We start from the raw sequence: 14,515 nt of genomic DNA on the forward strand, positions 1-14,515 counted from the left end.
GCTGAATGAGAAATCCCGGAGCATTGGCGGGCTTTTATTATGGCAGATGGATTGCGTCGCGGCGCCTATGTGCTGAGAGACGCGGCGAACAGCGAGCCCGAACTGATCCTGCTCGCCAGTGGCTCGGAAGTCGCCTTGATCCTGGCGGCGGGCGAGCGCCTGGAACGCGAAGGCATTGCCGTGCGCTGTGTCTCGATGCCCAGTTGGGAGCTGTTCGAGGCCCTGCCGCAGGCCGAGCGCGACGCGGTACTGCCGCCGTCAGCCGGCGCGCGGCTGCTACTGACTCAGCGCTCCATCCAACGCGCCAAACGTGACCTGACGCGAGGAGGCAAGCGGGTACGATTGTAGGCATCGGCGGCCTTGCGGATCGCCTCCGCCTGCGTGGGATAGGCGTGGATCACCAGGGCCAATGTGCGCAAGCCGACGCCCGCCACCATGGCCAGGGTGATCTCGTTGATCATGTCGCCGGCATGGCGAGCGACGATGGTGGCACCGAGAATCTGGTCCGTGCGCTCCCTGACGTGGATTTTCACGAAACCCTCCTCCTCGCTGTCAGTGACCGCACGATCGACCTGATGCATGGGAATGGTGAAGGTTTTTACCGGAATATCCCGACGGTTGGCCTCACGCACATACAAACCGACGTGAGCAATTTCCGGATCGGTGTAGGTACACCAGGGGATTACCAGCCGGCTCATCCGCTCGCGACCGCGCAGCAGGGCGTTCTGCACGACAATGCGGGCTGAAGCCAGGGCGGTATGGGTATACTTGTGCTCAAGGCAGACATCCCCGGCAGCGTAGATAAGCGGATTGCTGGTGCGCAGGAAGTCATCGACACGGACTCCCTCGCTGGCGTCGTAGTCGACACCGGCGGCTTCCAGGTTCAGGCCCTGGACATTCGGCGAGAGGCCGATACCGGCGAGGATCGCATCGACGGCAACCGTACTGCGGTAATCGTCGCTGACCAGGTCGACCAGTTTCTGCCCACCCTCTACGCGCACAGCAACGACCTGGGTGTTCAGACGGACCTCGATGCCGTCGCGAGCGAAGGCATCCGAGAGCAGTTGCGCGGCGTCCCGTTCCTCGTTGCCGAGGAACAGCGGCATGTCTTGCACGATGGTGGTTTGTGCGCCAAGCCGAGAGAAGGCCTGGGCCAATTCACAACCAAGGGGGCCACCACCAATCACCAGCAGGCGGCGCGGCAACTCGGTCAGATCGAAAACGTTTTCATTGGTCAGGTAACCGGCTTGCGCGAGACCGGGAATCAGTGGGATGTTCGGGGCCGCGCCAGTCGCGATCAAGGCCTTGCGAAAGCGCAGGGTCTGCCCATCGACCGTCAGCGAGTCAGCCCCCGTGAAGCGCACTTCGCCGAAGAACATATCCACGCCAATTGCGCTCAACCGTGCCGCCGAATCGCCGCCGCTGAGGTGACTGCGGATACGCCGTACGCGCGCCATCGCGGCAGCGAAGTCGACCTGAATGTCGCTCGGCACTTGCGCGCCATAGTGCCGGGCATCGCGCATTTCGGCATACAACTGCGCCGTCCGGATAATCACCTTCGACGGTACACAACCATTGTTCAGACAATCGCCGCCGATCAACCTGCATTCAATCAGCGCCACCCTGGCGCCGAGCGCTACAGCGGTTTTCGCGGCGCCCAGACCCGCAGGCCCCGCACCGACTATCACCAAGTGGTAGCGCTCGGCAGCGGGCGGATTGACCCAGCGCGGCGGATGCACACTGGCCAGGCGTTGACGCTCATAAGCATCCTGCGGCGTGGTGATCGACCCATCGTAGTCTTGCGCCATCAGCCTGCTCCCGCAAATGGCGGTTGCTGCAACCAGCCGCCGTGGAACCCGGCGCGCTGCAAACCGTCGCGGATGTAGGGGCAGGCGCGCATCAGCTCCCAAATCCGTTGGCTACGATGGTTCTCGATCATCATCAGTACGATGCCCTGATCGAGCCCATAGTGCCCTGCGGACACCCAGGCGCGCCCGTTGGCATCGGCGAGGCTCGGATTGAAACTGCTGGAAAAGCGCCCTTCGACGCACATTTCCGGGTAGCGTTCCATCATATGCCGCACCGCGTCGAGGACAATTTCCGGCGCAAACGGCAACGACGCCAGCACCGAGGGGGCGCACAGTGTGCCGTCATCCGGCCCGTACGGTACGCCACGAGCGGCATAACCGAACAATCGCCGCTGCTCATTGGACAGCTGCGGCTGCTCGTCGCTCGGTCCATCGCAAGCGGACAGGCCCCAGCAGTTTTCAGCGTAGCCGGCGAACTCTTGCGGGTTACGCCGCGCGTACTCACGCTGGATGTAAGCGGCGCGCCGGCTGTTCTGGAAGTAGTCCGAGCACTTCTCACGCATGAAACCATCGTGGATGCCGCGAAAATCTATCCATGCATGGGAGAAATGGTGGATAAACAGCGGCCCGGCATAGAGATAGTCATGGTCGTAGAGGTTTTCCCACTGATAGGTGGAGGTCCATGCCCGGTAGCAGTCGCCCACGATTGCACAGCTTGGCGAGCCGAGCGCCAACACATACAGCAGGATGGCCTCGCTGTAGCCCTCCCAACCGTAATGCAGGAACCCGCATTCGGGTTTCCAACCCTGCCTTATCGTCTCACCGCTGTCCTGTGCCCAGCGCCAGTCGATGCGCCGATAAAGAAAGTCGGCCAGGCCCCGCAGCTCGTTCTCGTCGACCGTATCCGCGCAAAAATACAGGCTTGCCGTCAACACGCCGGCGATCAGCAAAGCGGTGTCGATCATCGACAGTTCCGAGCGCCAAACCCGCACGCCCGTATGGATATCAAGGAAGTGATAATAAAACCCTTTATATCCTGTCGCCGCGGGGCTACCGCTTTGATCGCTGGCCTGGAAGAAACGCAGCGCGGCGAGACTGAACCGCAGCGCGTCGGCCCGTGTCAGCCAGCCCCGATCTACGGCCAGCGGATACACTGACAGGGCGAATCCGACCACCGCGATACTGACGGGCGAACCGGGACGCGAGGTATCGGCCACCAGTCCGTTAAGCGGATTCAATGTCTGCAGGAAATAACCCAAGGCGGCACGCTGCAGGCGATCGAAAAGCGCTTCATCGGCGAGTGTGGACTGTAGTGTCCGCGAGCGGCGCTCAACCCTGCTCATCGGCAGGACCGAAGAGGCTTATGAGCGCCTGCTCTGAAAGAAACTGACCGCCAGCAAAATCAGCGCCACGATCAACAGGACATGAATGAAGCCACCCAGGCTGTACGACGTTACCAGCCCAAGTAACCACAGGACGATCAGGACGACCACGATTGTTTGTAGCATGACGATTCTCCGATTGTGATCCAGGACTTTCTGAACACCTCCAGATTGAACGCATCGGCAACGTAGTTCTGTGCGCCAGCGTACCCATTAGAGAACAAGCTCAAGACGATGCGCACATCCGTCCAGCGGCACGCGAACGGCCCCTTGCTCGCAGGTCTGCGGTACACCATCGAGCAGCGCCTGCTCGAGGTCCCGGCAACGTCGTCCCGCCGACTTCAGGCTGATCGTGTAGTCGCTGCCGTCCAGCCTCAGACGGGCTTCAAAACCTGGCCAGTGACGCGGGATGCAGGGATCGACAACGAGAAACGCCCCCTCGCGGCGCAACCCCAGAATCCCCTCCACGCCGGCGCGGTACATCCAGCCGGCCGAGCCGGTGTACCAGGTCCAGCCACCTCGGCCGATATGCGGCGCAACGGAATAGACATCCGCGGCGATCACATAAGGTTCGACCTTGTAGCGCTCGACCTGCTCTGGCGTGCGCGCGTGGTTGATCGGATTGAGCAGCGCGAACAGCTCGACGGCCTTGTCGCCCTCCCCGAGTCGGGTCAACGCCAGGATCGTCCACATCGCCGCATGGCTGTACTGCCCGCCATTCTCGCGCAGGCCTGGCGGGTAGCCTTTGATATAGCCGGGGTCGAGCGAGGTGTGCGCGAACGGGGGCGCGAACAGTAGCGCCAGGTGGTCGTCGCGGCGGATCAGCAGACGCTCCAGCGAGGCCATCGCCAGCCTCGCGCGGGCGGGATCGGCGCCACCTGAGAGTACCGCCCAGGACTGCGCGATGGAGTCGATCCGACATTCCTCGCACGCCGCCGAGCCTAGCCACGTACCATCGTCGAACGTCGCCCGGCGATACCAGTCGCCATCCCAGGCCTCGCTCTCCAACGCTTCGCGCAGCAACCCCGCATGCGCCCGCCATCGCCTGGCACGCTGATCATCGCGGCCGTCGGCCAAAGGCGCAAAACTGTTCAAGGTGCTCAACAGCAACCAGCCGAGCCAGACACTCTCGCCCTGCCCGCCCGCGCCAACCCGGTTCATACCGTCGTTCCAGTCGCCGCTGCCGATCAGCGGCAAGCCGTGGGCACCGGTCAGCGTCAGACACTGGTCGAGACCGCGGGCGCAATGTTCGAACAGCGAAGCCGACTCGTCCGCGGGCATCGGCTGGAAGAACGCGTCGCTTTCGCTGGGGTGCAACTGCCGCCCTTCGATGAACGGCACGCTCTCGTCCAGCACCCCGGCATCCCCGGAAGACGTGACATAGGTGGCGCAGGCGAAGGCCAGCCAGACACGATCATCGGAAATCCGCGTACGGACCCCCTGCCCCGAATGCGGTAACCACCAGTGCTGCACATCGCCCTCGACGAACTGCCGGGCGGCAGCACGCAGCAGGTGAGACCGGGTTTGCGCTGGGTGTGCGAATGCCAGTGCCATGCAGTCTTGCAACTGGTCGCGGAAGCCATAGGCACCGCTGGCCTGATAGAACGCCGAACGAGCCCAGATGCGGCAGGCCAGAGTCTGGTAGAGCAGCCAACCGTTAAGCAGGATATCCAGGGCGCGATCGGGCGTGCGTACCTGGACTGCACCGAGCACCTCGTCCCAGTGCCGTTTGACCGCTGCAAGTACCTCGTCCAGGTCACGCTCGCGGTAACGCAGAACCATCTCCCGGGCAGCATCGGTCGATACGGCCTGACCCAGCAAGGCCAGCACCTCGACAGACTCGCCGGGGGCCAGCTCGACGACGCACTGCAGCGCCGCGCAGGGGTCCAGACCGGCACCGCAGGCCGCGGACAACGGTGCTCTACCGAGCAGCGCCTGGGGTGCCGCCGGCCCGCCATGGCGACCGAGGAATTCGCGGCGGTCGGCGGTCCAGGTGCTTTGCCGGCCGCCAAGATCAGCGAATGCCACCCGCCCCGGGAAGGCGATACTCCATGGGTTGTGCGCCAGCAGCATGCCACTGGCGGCGTCGATCTCCGTTTGGATGAACGGCCCGTTGGTCCCGCGCGAGGTGCCGAGTACCCATTCCACATAAGCCGTCACCGACAGTTGACGTGGCCGCCCGGACAGATTGCGCAGGGTCAGTCGGGAAATTTTCAATGGGTCGTCCAGCGGCACATACTGCAGCAATTGCGTGTGAATGCCGTGTGCCGAATGGTTGAAGCGGCTGTAGCCGAAGCCGTGCGCAGCGCGGTAGACGCCGTCGTCGCGGATCGGCTGCGCGGTAGGGCTCCAAAGCTGGTGACTCTCCTCGTCGCGGATATACAGCGCCTCGCCCCCCGGGTCAGCGACCGGGTCATTGGACCAGGGGGTGAGTTGGTTCTCACGGCTGTTCTCGGCCCAAGTGTAGCCACTGCCGTGCTCCGAGACCTGGAAGCCGAACGCCGGGTTAGCGATCACATTGATCCACGGCGCGGGCGTCGTCTGGTCGCGCTCAAGCGTGATCAGATATTCCCGTCCGTTGCAATCAAAGCCGCCCAGGCCATTGAAAAACTCCAGGCCGTCATCCCCGCCCGGTGCTTCCGGCAACGGCCACACTGGCATTGACGGAGGCTGGCGGGCGGCAAGCCAGTTGCGCGGCGCTGGCATTGGCAGGCGCGCGAGCTGGTCTGCAAGGGAACCACGATGGGCGATCAACTCGACTCGCGCCACGGCCTGCAGCAACGCCCGTGCTTCAACGGTCATGAGGTCGGTTCGCAATGTGTAGACCGCACCGCGCCTGCGCTCCTCGCCAAAGCGCAGGCGAGACTGAGTGCTGCGTACTGCGGTTTCTATCGCCTCCTGCAGGTCCTGCACATAGGACGACGCCCGTTCGTTGAGGATGACCAGGTCGACGTGCAGGCCCTTTATCCCCCAGTATTCACGGGCACGCAGCAACTGACGGACCTGGGCGAGGTCCTCGACCTCGTCGATGCGCAAGAGAACCAGCGGCAGATCACCAGAAATCCCCAGCGGCCATAGCCCCGACTGGCACCCCGCCCCTCGTATGATGGCCGGCGCCGAAGCGCGAAAACGTGGGTCAACATAGAGAATCGGCGCGGCCAGGCGCTGGAAGTCCGCCGCCTCCTCGGAGTCGATGCCAAGGTCGCGCAACTGCACCTGGGCCTGGGTCCAGGCCAGGGTCTTGGCGCGCTCGAAGGCATTGCGTTCATGGTGCTTGTCGATCAGATCCAGTAATGCCTCTCGCGAGCTTGCGACCACCGTCCAGAAGGCTACCCGCGCAACTTTGCCGGGCCCAACCCGCAGACGTTGGCGCAAGGAAAAGATCGGATCGAGGACCGTCCCCTGACTGTTCGACAGCGCCCGATGCCCGGTGATCGCCAGTGCCTCGCGCACGCTACGGTTGCGGCCAAGGAAAAGCGCGCGGTCGGACTCGTACTGCGGATCAGCGATCAGCTCACCTTCCACCACCACGAAGTGCGCCGCCCATACCGGCGTTTCCTCCGGTCCACGCGGGCGGCGAGTGGCGATCAGTGCCGTGAACTCGGCAAGGTATTCAGTCTGCACGAACATTCGCGAGAACACTGGATGCGCGCTGTCAGCGGCCCGAGTCGCCAAGACGACCTCGGCATAGGAGGTCAGTTCGATGTCGCGTGGCCTGCGCCCGTTGTTGACCAGCGAAACTCGCCGCACTTCGCCGTTGTCCTCGCCGGACACCAGCACTTCCAGGCTGGTGACCAGCGAGCCTTGGCGATGAATGAACTCGGCCTGATCCTCATGGAACAGCACCTCGCCGTTTTCCACGTCACGGCCACTGGGCTGCAGCGTCGCCGACCAGGCTTCCCCGCTCTGGGTGTCACGCAGGAAGATGAAGCTGCCCCAGTCATCGCGGGTGGCATCCTCACGCCAGCGCGTGACGTCGATATCCCCCCAGCGACTGTAACCGCCGCCTGCCGAGGTGAGCATCAGCGCGTAGCGGCCATTGGAAAGCAGATGGGTGATCGGCGCACCGCCGCTTCCCGCATCGATGCGCCGCAGGGTTTCGCTGCGGCCCTCGGTCGCGGAAACCGTCACCTCTTCGGCTCGTGGATGCGCCAACAGTACGTCCCGTGGCACGCGCTCCTGCAGCAGCAGATCGCAGGCCTGAATCATCGGCTCGCGGTGGAAACGGCAGCGCATCCTGCCATCGTGCAAGGCATTGGCGATGGCAACGATGGTCATGCCCTGATGGTGGGCCATAAAGCAGCGAACGATCGCCACATTCTCGTCATCCGGCAGCCGTGAGCGGGTGAAGTCCAGCGCCTCGTAGAAACCATAGCGGCCCTGCGCGCCCATCCCGGCCAGCCGCTCGTAATTGCGGCGCGCCGCCTGCGGATCGATCATTGCCGCCAGACCGGTCGCATAAGGCGCGATCACCACGTTCTCGGACAGCCCGCGCTTGAGGCCAAGCCCGGGCACACCGAAGTTAGAGTACTGGTAGGTGAACTCCAGGTCGCGGGCGTTGTAGGCGGACTCCGAGATCCCCCAGGGGATGCCCAACGAACGGCCGTAGGCTTCCTGTAACGCCACCACCAGACGAGTGCTCTGTTCCAGCAGGCTGCCCGCCGGGGCGCGCATCACCAGCGACGGCATCAGATATTCAAACATCGAGCCGGACCAGGAAATCAGCGCCGAGCCGCCGGGGACCGGCGTTGCGATGCGTCCGAGGTGGAACCAGTGACGAGTCGGGACATCCCCCTTGGCAATGGCGAACAGGCTGGCCAGTCGTGCTTCCGAGGCGAGCAGGTCATAGCAGCTCGGATCGAGGTGATTGTCGGTCTGGGAGTAGCCGATCGACAGTAGCTTTCGTTCGGGGTCGAGCAGGAAGCTGAAGTCCATTGCCCCAGCCATCGCCCGGGCCATATCGGCGAGCGCTTGCAAGCGCGGCGCCAATGTAGACCGCGCCTCGTCCGACAACGTGCGGTCGCGCAGGTGTTCGGCCACTGCCTTGCGCAGTGCTTCGACCCAGAACAGCAAGTCATCACCCTCGCCGACCGGAACGACCCTGGCGGCCACCTTGGCGGCCTTCTCGGTCAGCCGCTTCAGACTCGGCAGCAGTCCGTCGAATGCTTGCAGCCCCGCCAAGTGGACGCGGACTTCCTCCAGATCGTCGCGCAGTTGCCGCAACGGCTCGCCACCCGCGCCCGACAGCCCGGCGATGGCCTCCTGGACCAGCCACAGGTCGTCCATCAGGCCACGACAGGCCTCCTGCGCCAACGGGCTTTCCCGCCACTCCTCGCAAGCGTTGGCGAGCACGATCAGATGCCCGGCGAAGTTACCACTATCGACCGACGACACGTAGGCCGGATGCAAGGCTCGCAGGTCGTGGGTCGCATACCAGTTGAAAAAATGCCCGCGGTAGCGCGGCAGCTTCTCCAGGGTTGCCATGGTCGCTTCCAGGCGCTCGAGCGTCTCAATGCTGCCGGCCCAGCCAAAGTCGCGGGCTGCGACTGCCGAGAGCAGGTAGAGCCCAATGTTGGTCGGCGAGGTGCGATGTGCAAGTACCGGATTGGGCTGTTCCTGGAAATTGTCCGGCGGTAGCAGGTTATCCTCCGCTGTAACGAAGGTTTCGAAGAAGCGCCAAGTGTGTCGCGCGGTCAAGCGCAGGGCATGCGCGTCCAGCGGCGAAGCCGTGCGCTGGCGGGCGACCTTCGATGGCCGGCTGCTCAGCAGAGCCAGCGCCGGCGCCGCCAACCAGAGCAACGCTAGTGGCCCGACTAGTGGCCAGGAGCTGGGCACTAAGGCCAGCCCGGCGGCGCTCATCAGCAGCGCAAGCGCGGTGCCACCAGCCATCTGCCGGTAACTGCCGCGCAGGTCTGGTAAAGGGCAGCCGGAGGCCTGCGCGGCGGTGGTCCATTCGAGCAGGTGATCGCGGCTGGAGAACATCCGCACCAAGGTGCGCCCGATAGCGTCACCCATGCGCCATGCAAGGTCCGCCAAAAAGGCCAGCGAGAGCACAATCTGCAGAGCCGCGCGACGCAGGTCGGCACCTAACATGCCGAAGTGATTGCGCAGACGGATGCCGCGCCGCTGCGGCAGCAGGGAGCAGATGGTCGGCAGCAGGGCCGGAATCATCAGGGTCGCCAGCACGAACAATGTAGCGAGCAGCGCCAGCGGCAACGGCAGCCACCAGCAGAACACCAGACTGGCCAGGGCGAAGGGCGCGAACAACGAGCGACGCAGGTTGTCGAGCATCTTGCAGCGGCCGATCGGCGGTACCGCCTGAGCCCCCGTCCAGTGCCCGAATACCCAAGGAAGCAATTGCCAGTCGCCGCGCGTCCAGCGGTGCAGACGTTTGGCGGTGACATCGAAGCGCGCCGGGGACTCTTCGATCACTTCGACATCCGAGGCCAGGCCGGCGCGGGCGAAGATGCCCTCGAACAGATCATGACTGAGCAGCCGGTTGTCGCCGACCCGGCCACCGAGCGCGGCTTCGAAGGCATCCACATCATAGATACCTTTACCGGTGTAGGAACCTTCGCCGAAGAGGTCCTGGTAAACATCCGAAACCGCCGCCGCGTAGGGATCTATGCCACCGGGACCGGAGAACACCTGCTGGTAAAAAGAGCCCTCGCCGCCCAGCGGCAGAGAGGGCGTGACCCGTGGCTGGAGGATCGCGTAGCCGCTGACAATGCGCTTCAGCGCGGCGTCGAAACATGGGTGGTTCAACGGGTGAGCCATCTTGCCAATCAGCCGCAGCGCCGCCTCCCGCGGCAGGCGGGTATCGGCGTCAAGGGTGATCACGTAGCGCACCCCGGCCGGCACTTTCGGTGTCTCGCCGGCGATGGACATGAAACTCGTCTCGCCAACCCCGCGCAACAGGCGGTTTAGCTCGTGCAGTTTGCCGCGCTTGCGTTCCCAGCCCATCCAGCACTGCTCGCGGGCATTGAACAAGCGCCGCCGACAGAGCAAGAAGAAGCGCTGGCCGCCGGGTCCAGGCCCATAGCGGCGATTCAGCTGTTCGATCGCCTCGGCTGCCACCGTCAGCAAGTGCGCATCGCTGTCGAGCTCCTCTTGCTGCGCATCGACGCCATCGGCCAGCAAGGCAAAGGCCAGATCGCCGCCGATGCCCGCCAAATGGTGGACCTCCAGTCGCTCGATCTGCTCCAACAGATCGGCTTCGCTGGTCAACAGCGTCGGCACTGCGATCAGCGTACGCAGCGCCTGCGGCACGCCGGCGGACAACTCCAACCCCGGCAGAGTAATGGCGCCGAAACTCCAGGTGATCATGCGATTGACCAGCGCCGTGGCCACCTCGGTGACCGGCACGAACATCGATAGCAGGAACAACAGGATCCAGCCAACAGCCACGGACGGTACCGCCAGGGCCCAAGCCATTAGCGCCAGCAGCAGCGTGGTCAGCAAGAAAATGCTGCCAACATAGCCGCCGATGCCCAGGCGAATGTTGAAGCGGCTGATGCGCAAGCGCAGAGGTGCGCGAAAGCCCATGGCCCGCTCCAGCGCCGGGCGTCCCTCGGCGATCAGGTGGTAGCCAGGATCGCTCGCCCGCCCGCCCCACTCCTCGCCCCACTCCTCGCCCTGCTCGGCGCTCTCAGCCAGGCGGGCGGCCTCCAAGGCCCGGTCGGCGACCTCCAGTTCCGAGAGCGCCGAGCCACGCGCCAGTTGCTCGATGGCGCTGCGGTACAGGTTGCGCGTCGGGAAGTCCATGAGGGCAAACGCACTGCCCGTGCGCAAGCGCGCATCGACCAGGCTGACGCTTTCAAATAGCTTGGCCCAGTCAATATCGGAAATCAGCCGCATGCTGGTGATGATGTTGCGCACCGTGACATTCGAGGCACCCTGGCGTTGCTGGGCATGCTGCACCACCTCCTCGACGCAAACACCCTGTGCTTGCAGACGTTCGTCCAGCCAGCCCAGCGCCGGGGTCGTACGCGGATCCTGGTCGCGCAGGCGTTTGGCGAGTTGAGCGGCGAACAGCTCGGGCAACCGCCCGAGCGGACGCGCGGCGATATCTGCCAGCGCCGAAACGGCGCTCGCAGGTACGAGCAAACGATCGGCCAGTTCGTCGGCGTCCGCGCGGGCCATACGACCGTCGTCGATCTGCTCGGCGAGTCGGCGCAGGTTCTCGATCAGGACGATACGCAGGGTGATCGCCACAGCCCACAACTCACCGATGGTCAGTGGCTGGACCCGCTGGTACGCGTCGATGAAACACCGCAGCATGTCGAGGTCGAGATGACTGTCGGTATGCGCAACGAAGGCCCAAGCCAGGCCGAAGACCCGCGGGTAGCCAGCGAACGGTCCCTCGGCGAGCTTCGGCAACTGGCGGTAGTAGCCAGGTGGCAGATCATCACGAATTTCCCGGATCTGTTCCTCGACGATATGGTAGTTGTCCAGCAGCCATTCGGCGGCGGGCACCACGCTGTGGCCGCTCTCAAGCTCCACGGCGCTCGCCCGGTAGGCGGCGAGCAGGACCGAGGCGTTGTCGTCGAGGCGTACATGCAACGAAAGCACGGTGGGCGGCCTGGGTGTCACCTGCTGGGCGATGGCCAGACTCTCGGCATGTTGCTCAAGTCGCTCGACGCCAAAAAGCGTCTCCCGTACCGGCGCATGGTCACTCCAGGGGGGTAATAGAACGCGCTGCCCAAGTGCCCGGCGGAAGATTGAATGCATAAATAACGTTCCGAGACGCGCATCGGTCTCATTAGCAAGCTATGTAGCGCACCTCTGCCCAGATTGAGTGTATTCACAGGCACGAGTCTGTACGCCAACGCACAGAGTCCGCTCAGAAGCTGATGCGCGGTTCAACGTTAATGACTCCAGTGGAAATTACAGCTCAGGCTCCCATCACCAGAATCAACGTTGCGCATACACAAGCATACAACGCGCCTTCGAACAGGGCTTCATGCCAGACAAATCGCAATACCCCCAAACGGCGCAAGGTCCAGTCCAACAGCAGAAAAATCGGCAAGGCCAGCAACAGGGCCTGGGCGATTGGCGGCAAATAGACGCCCCCCACTTCCAGATCAATGGGCAAGGGCTGGCACTCCTTCCTTGTCTGCGGGTTGAAAGTATTTGCGATGGCGCTCCAGAAACGACACCACGATCAACAACGCCACACGCATCCGGAACACCGACCATAGATGTTCGTGAACGTCCAAATGCAGGTCGTCCATTTCATCGCCCAGGACACGCAAATTTCCGAGCAACTGCTCAGGGGCAATCCCGGGCCGCCCGGCAATCAATTGTCCTGTCTCACGGACAGCCGCCAGCAAACGGTTTTGTTGTTCGGTACTCAGCAACGTATTGCCTTGCCCCTGCTGCCTGAGCTGGTTCAAAGCCACCCCCAGCGCCATGCACCCGAGGCTGACTTCGAACAGCTCGCGGGAATGCTTGTCGCTGGTCGCCGGCAACAGTCCCAACATCATGGTCAGGCGATCGACCATGCGGCTTTCAAACGCAAATTGCTGTTCATCGGTGGCCGGCGTCTTCAACAAAGCGTAGACCTGCTCGCAGCTTTCATTGAACAGCCGGCGCATTCGTAAATCGGGCCTGAACGGGAAAATCAAGGCATACACGCTGAGCGCCATCGCGGCCGCGCAGATATACGCACCGGCAAACTCGAACCACTGAACGGCATTGTTTTGGCCGATTCCTGCGTTTTGCGGCCCCAGCAACAGCATGGTCGTCAGTCCAAGACCAATGCCCGTGCCGGTGGTTGGCGGACTGGCCAGCCCCACCGCGACGGCGTACAGCAATGGCGCGAACAACAAGGCGAGTAACTCGAAGTCGCTGATCATCGGCATCAGCATGAACAGATAGAGCGCCGACACCACTAAGGCCAGCCCCAGTCCCCTGGCAAAGCTTTGACTGGCCAGCAACGGTCGCGGAAAAGTCGCCATCAGCGAACAGAGAATCCCCACCACAATCATCCCGCCACGGGCCCCATCCCAAGCGGTCTCGATCCAGATCAGACCGGCCACCAGCAACGCGGTAAATGCCCGGATTGCATTCATTGCCGCTAATGTGAAATCCAGATGCAACGGGTTTTCCCGACCGCGGAACACGCAACTGGCTTCACGTCCGTCCTGGATCGCGTCGCTCAGCTCCAGAATCTGCCCCAGTTGCTCCAACATCCGAGCCTGCTCCCAGCGCAGTGCCCAGGCCAGTGAGCGCAGGGTCGCAGGCATCGTCTCGGTGAGTTGTTCGGCCTTGTAGGCCTGGTCATCGAAGCGCTGTTGCAGCGCCGCGAAATGGTGCCGCGCCTCGCTCGACAATGAGCGCCCTTGCACAGCCAATTCATCGAGAAACGCCAGTTCCTCGGCTCGCAAATGTTGTATTTCCTCCGGCAACGCGCCTTTCCAGCGCTCGGTGAGCAGTTGCCGCTGGTGACGCAACGCCGTCAGCCGCGAAGTCAGCAGCACCAGTTGATTGCCGAGCAACTGCACCAGACTATCGGCACTGCGCAACCGTGGCGCATCGAAATACAAATGCCGACGCAGCCCTTCAAGGGCGCTGATCTCGCCCAACAGTTGCATTTGCCGCTTGTGGAAATCGGCTTCGCTTTCCTCGGTTCGAATCACCGCTGCCGCGTGAGTCGCGAGCAGTTTGATCACTTGATCGATCTTGGCGAAGTAACCCTTGGCCACCGCCTCCGGTCGCGCCGTCAGAAGGCTGACAACGCACACGCAAGCCACCGCCAACAATGTTTCTGTCACGCGAGTGACTGCCAGCAGGAACGTACCCTCCTGATCGGGTTGCGCCAGCAGTGCCACCACCACCGCTGTGTAACCGCTCAGAACAAACGCCTGCGAACTGGTATAGCGCAACAAGGTGCCGCCGGCGGTACACAGCGCCAACCACAAGGCCAGGGTGATGATGAAGGGCAGCGGCGCCTGGGGGAAAATGGCCATGATCAACACCGCGACTGCCGCGCCCAACGTGGTGCCGATGATCTGGCCAAAACTTCGGGCCAGGGCCATGCCGCCCAATGGCTGACTGACAATGATCACCGCCATGATCGACCACTTGGGCTGGTCGAGGTCGAACACAAAGGCCAGGTACAGCGTCAGCAGCCCGGCCACGATGGTTCTCAGGGCAAACAGCAGCACCTCGCGTCCGGGGTTGAGAATCGCCTTGAAGTATTGAAGCAACGGTTGCATGGGAGCGCTCATCGAGTCATCTCCTGCAAGCGTAGTCATTGCTTCTATGCCTAGACGAGTTTCAGTGTCGACAAGACCTGTAGGCTATTTCGCCGATGGACACGCC

At 63.2% G+C, this 14,515-nt stretch carries 7 protein-coding genes; 1 reads left to right on the forward strand and 6 read right to left on the reverse strand.

The features are described from left to right. The first annotated feature begins 39 nt into the window (after positions 1 to 39). Entirely contained in the window at positions 40 to 348 is a 309-nt protein-coding gene (locus ACZ9BB_RS10575; protein WP_476213723.1) for a transketolase-like TK C-terminal-containing protein, read from the forward strand. Here ACZ9BB_RS10575 and ACZ9BB_RS10580 read toward each other — a convergent pair. From ACZ9BB_RS10580 to ACZ9BB_RS10605, 6 genes are all read right to left on the reverse strand, one after another. After that, positions 285 to 1,808: a mercuric reductase gene (locus tag ACZ9BB_RS10580; RefSeq protein WP_476213724.1), complete on the reverse strand. Its 1,524-nt coding sequence runs from the start codon at positions 1,806 to 1,808 to the stop codon at positions 285 to 287. The two genes, ACZ9BB_RS10575 and ACZ9BB_RS10580, sit on opposite strands and share 64 nt — an antisense overlap. Next, entirely contained in the window at positions 1,808 to 3,151 is a 1,344-nt protein-coding gene (locus ACZ9BB_RS10585; RefSeq protein ID WP_476213725.1) for a glucoamylase family protein, read from the reverse strand. The genes ACZ9BB_RS10580 and ACZ9BB_RS10585 overlap by 1 nt, the downstream gene beginning before the upstream one ends. An 18-nt stretch (positions 3,152 to 3,169) precedes the next feature. Then, complete coding sequence (locus ACZ9BB_RS10590; protein ID WP_105341819.1) at positions 3,170 to 3,316, reverse strand: lmo0937 family membrane protein; 147 nt, start codon at positions 3,314 to 3,316, stop codon at positions 3,170 to 3,172. A gap of 87 nt (positions 3,317 to 3,403) precedes the next feature. Continuing rightward, entirely contained in the window at positions 3,404 to 11,920 is an 8,517-nt protein-coding gene (locus tag ACZ9BB_RS10595) for a glycoside hydrolase family 94 protein (protein ID WP_476213726.1), read from the reverse strand. A gap of 163 nt (positions 11,921 to 12,083) precedes the next feature. After that, positions 12,084 to 12,284, reverse strand: a complete 201-nt coding sequence (locus ACZ9BB_RS10600; RefSeq protein WP_008026537.1) for a DUF1656 domain-containing protein — start codon at positions 12,282 to 12,284, stop codon at positions 12,084 to 12,086. Then, positions 12,274 to 14,421: an FUSC family protein gene (locus ACZ9BB_RS10605; protein ID WP_476213727.1), complete on the reverse strand. Its 2,148-nt coding sequence runs from the start codon at positions 14,419 to 14,421 to the stop codon at positions 12,274 to 12,276. The genes ACZ9BB_RS10600 and ACZ9BB_RS10605 overlap by 11 nt, the downstream gene beginning before the upstream one ends. Positions 14,422 to 14,515 lie beyond the last annotated feature (94 nt).

The sequence above is a fragment of the Pseudomonas sp. TE3552 genome, from assembly GCF_056278945.1.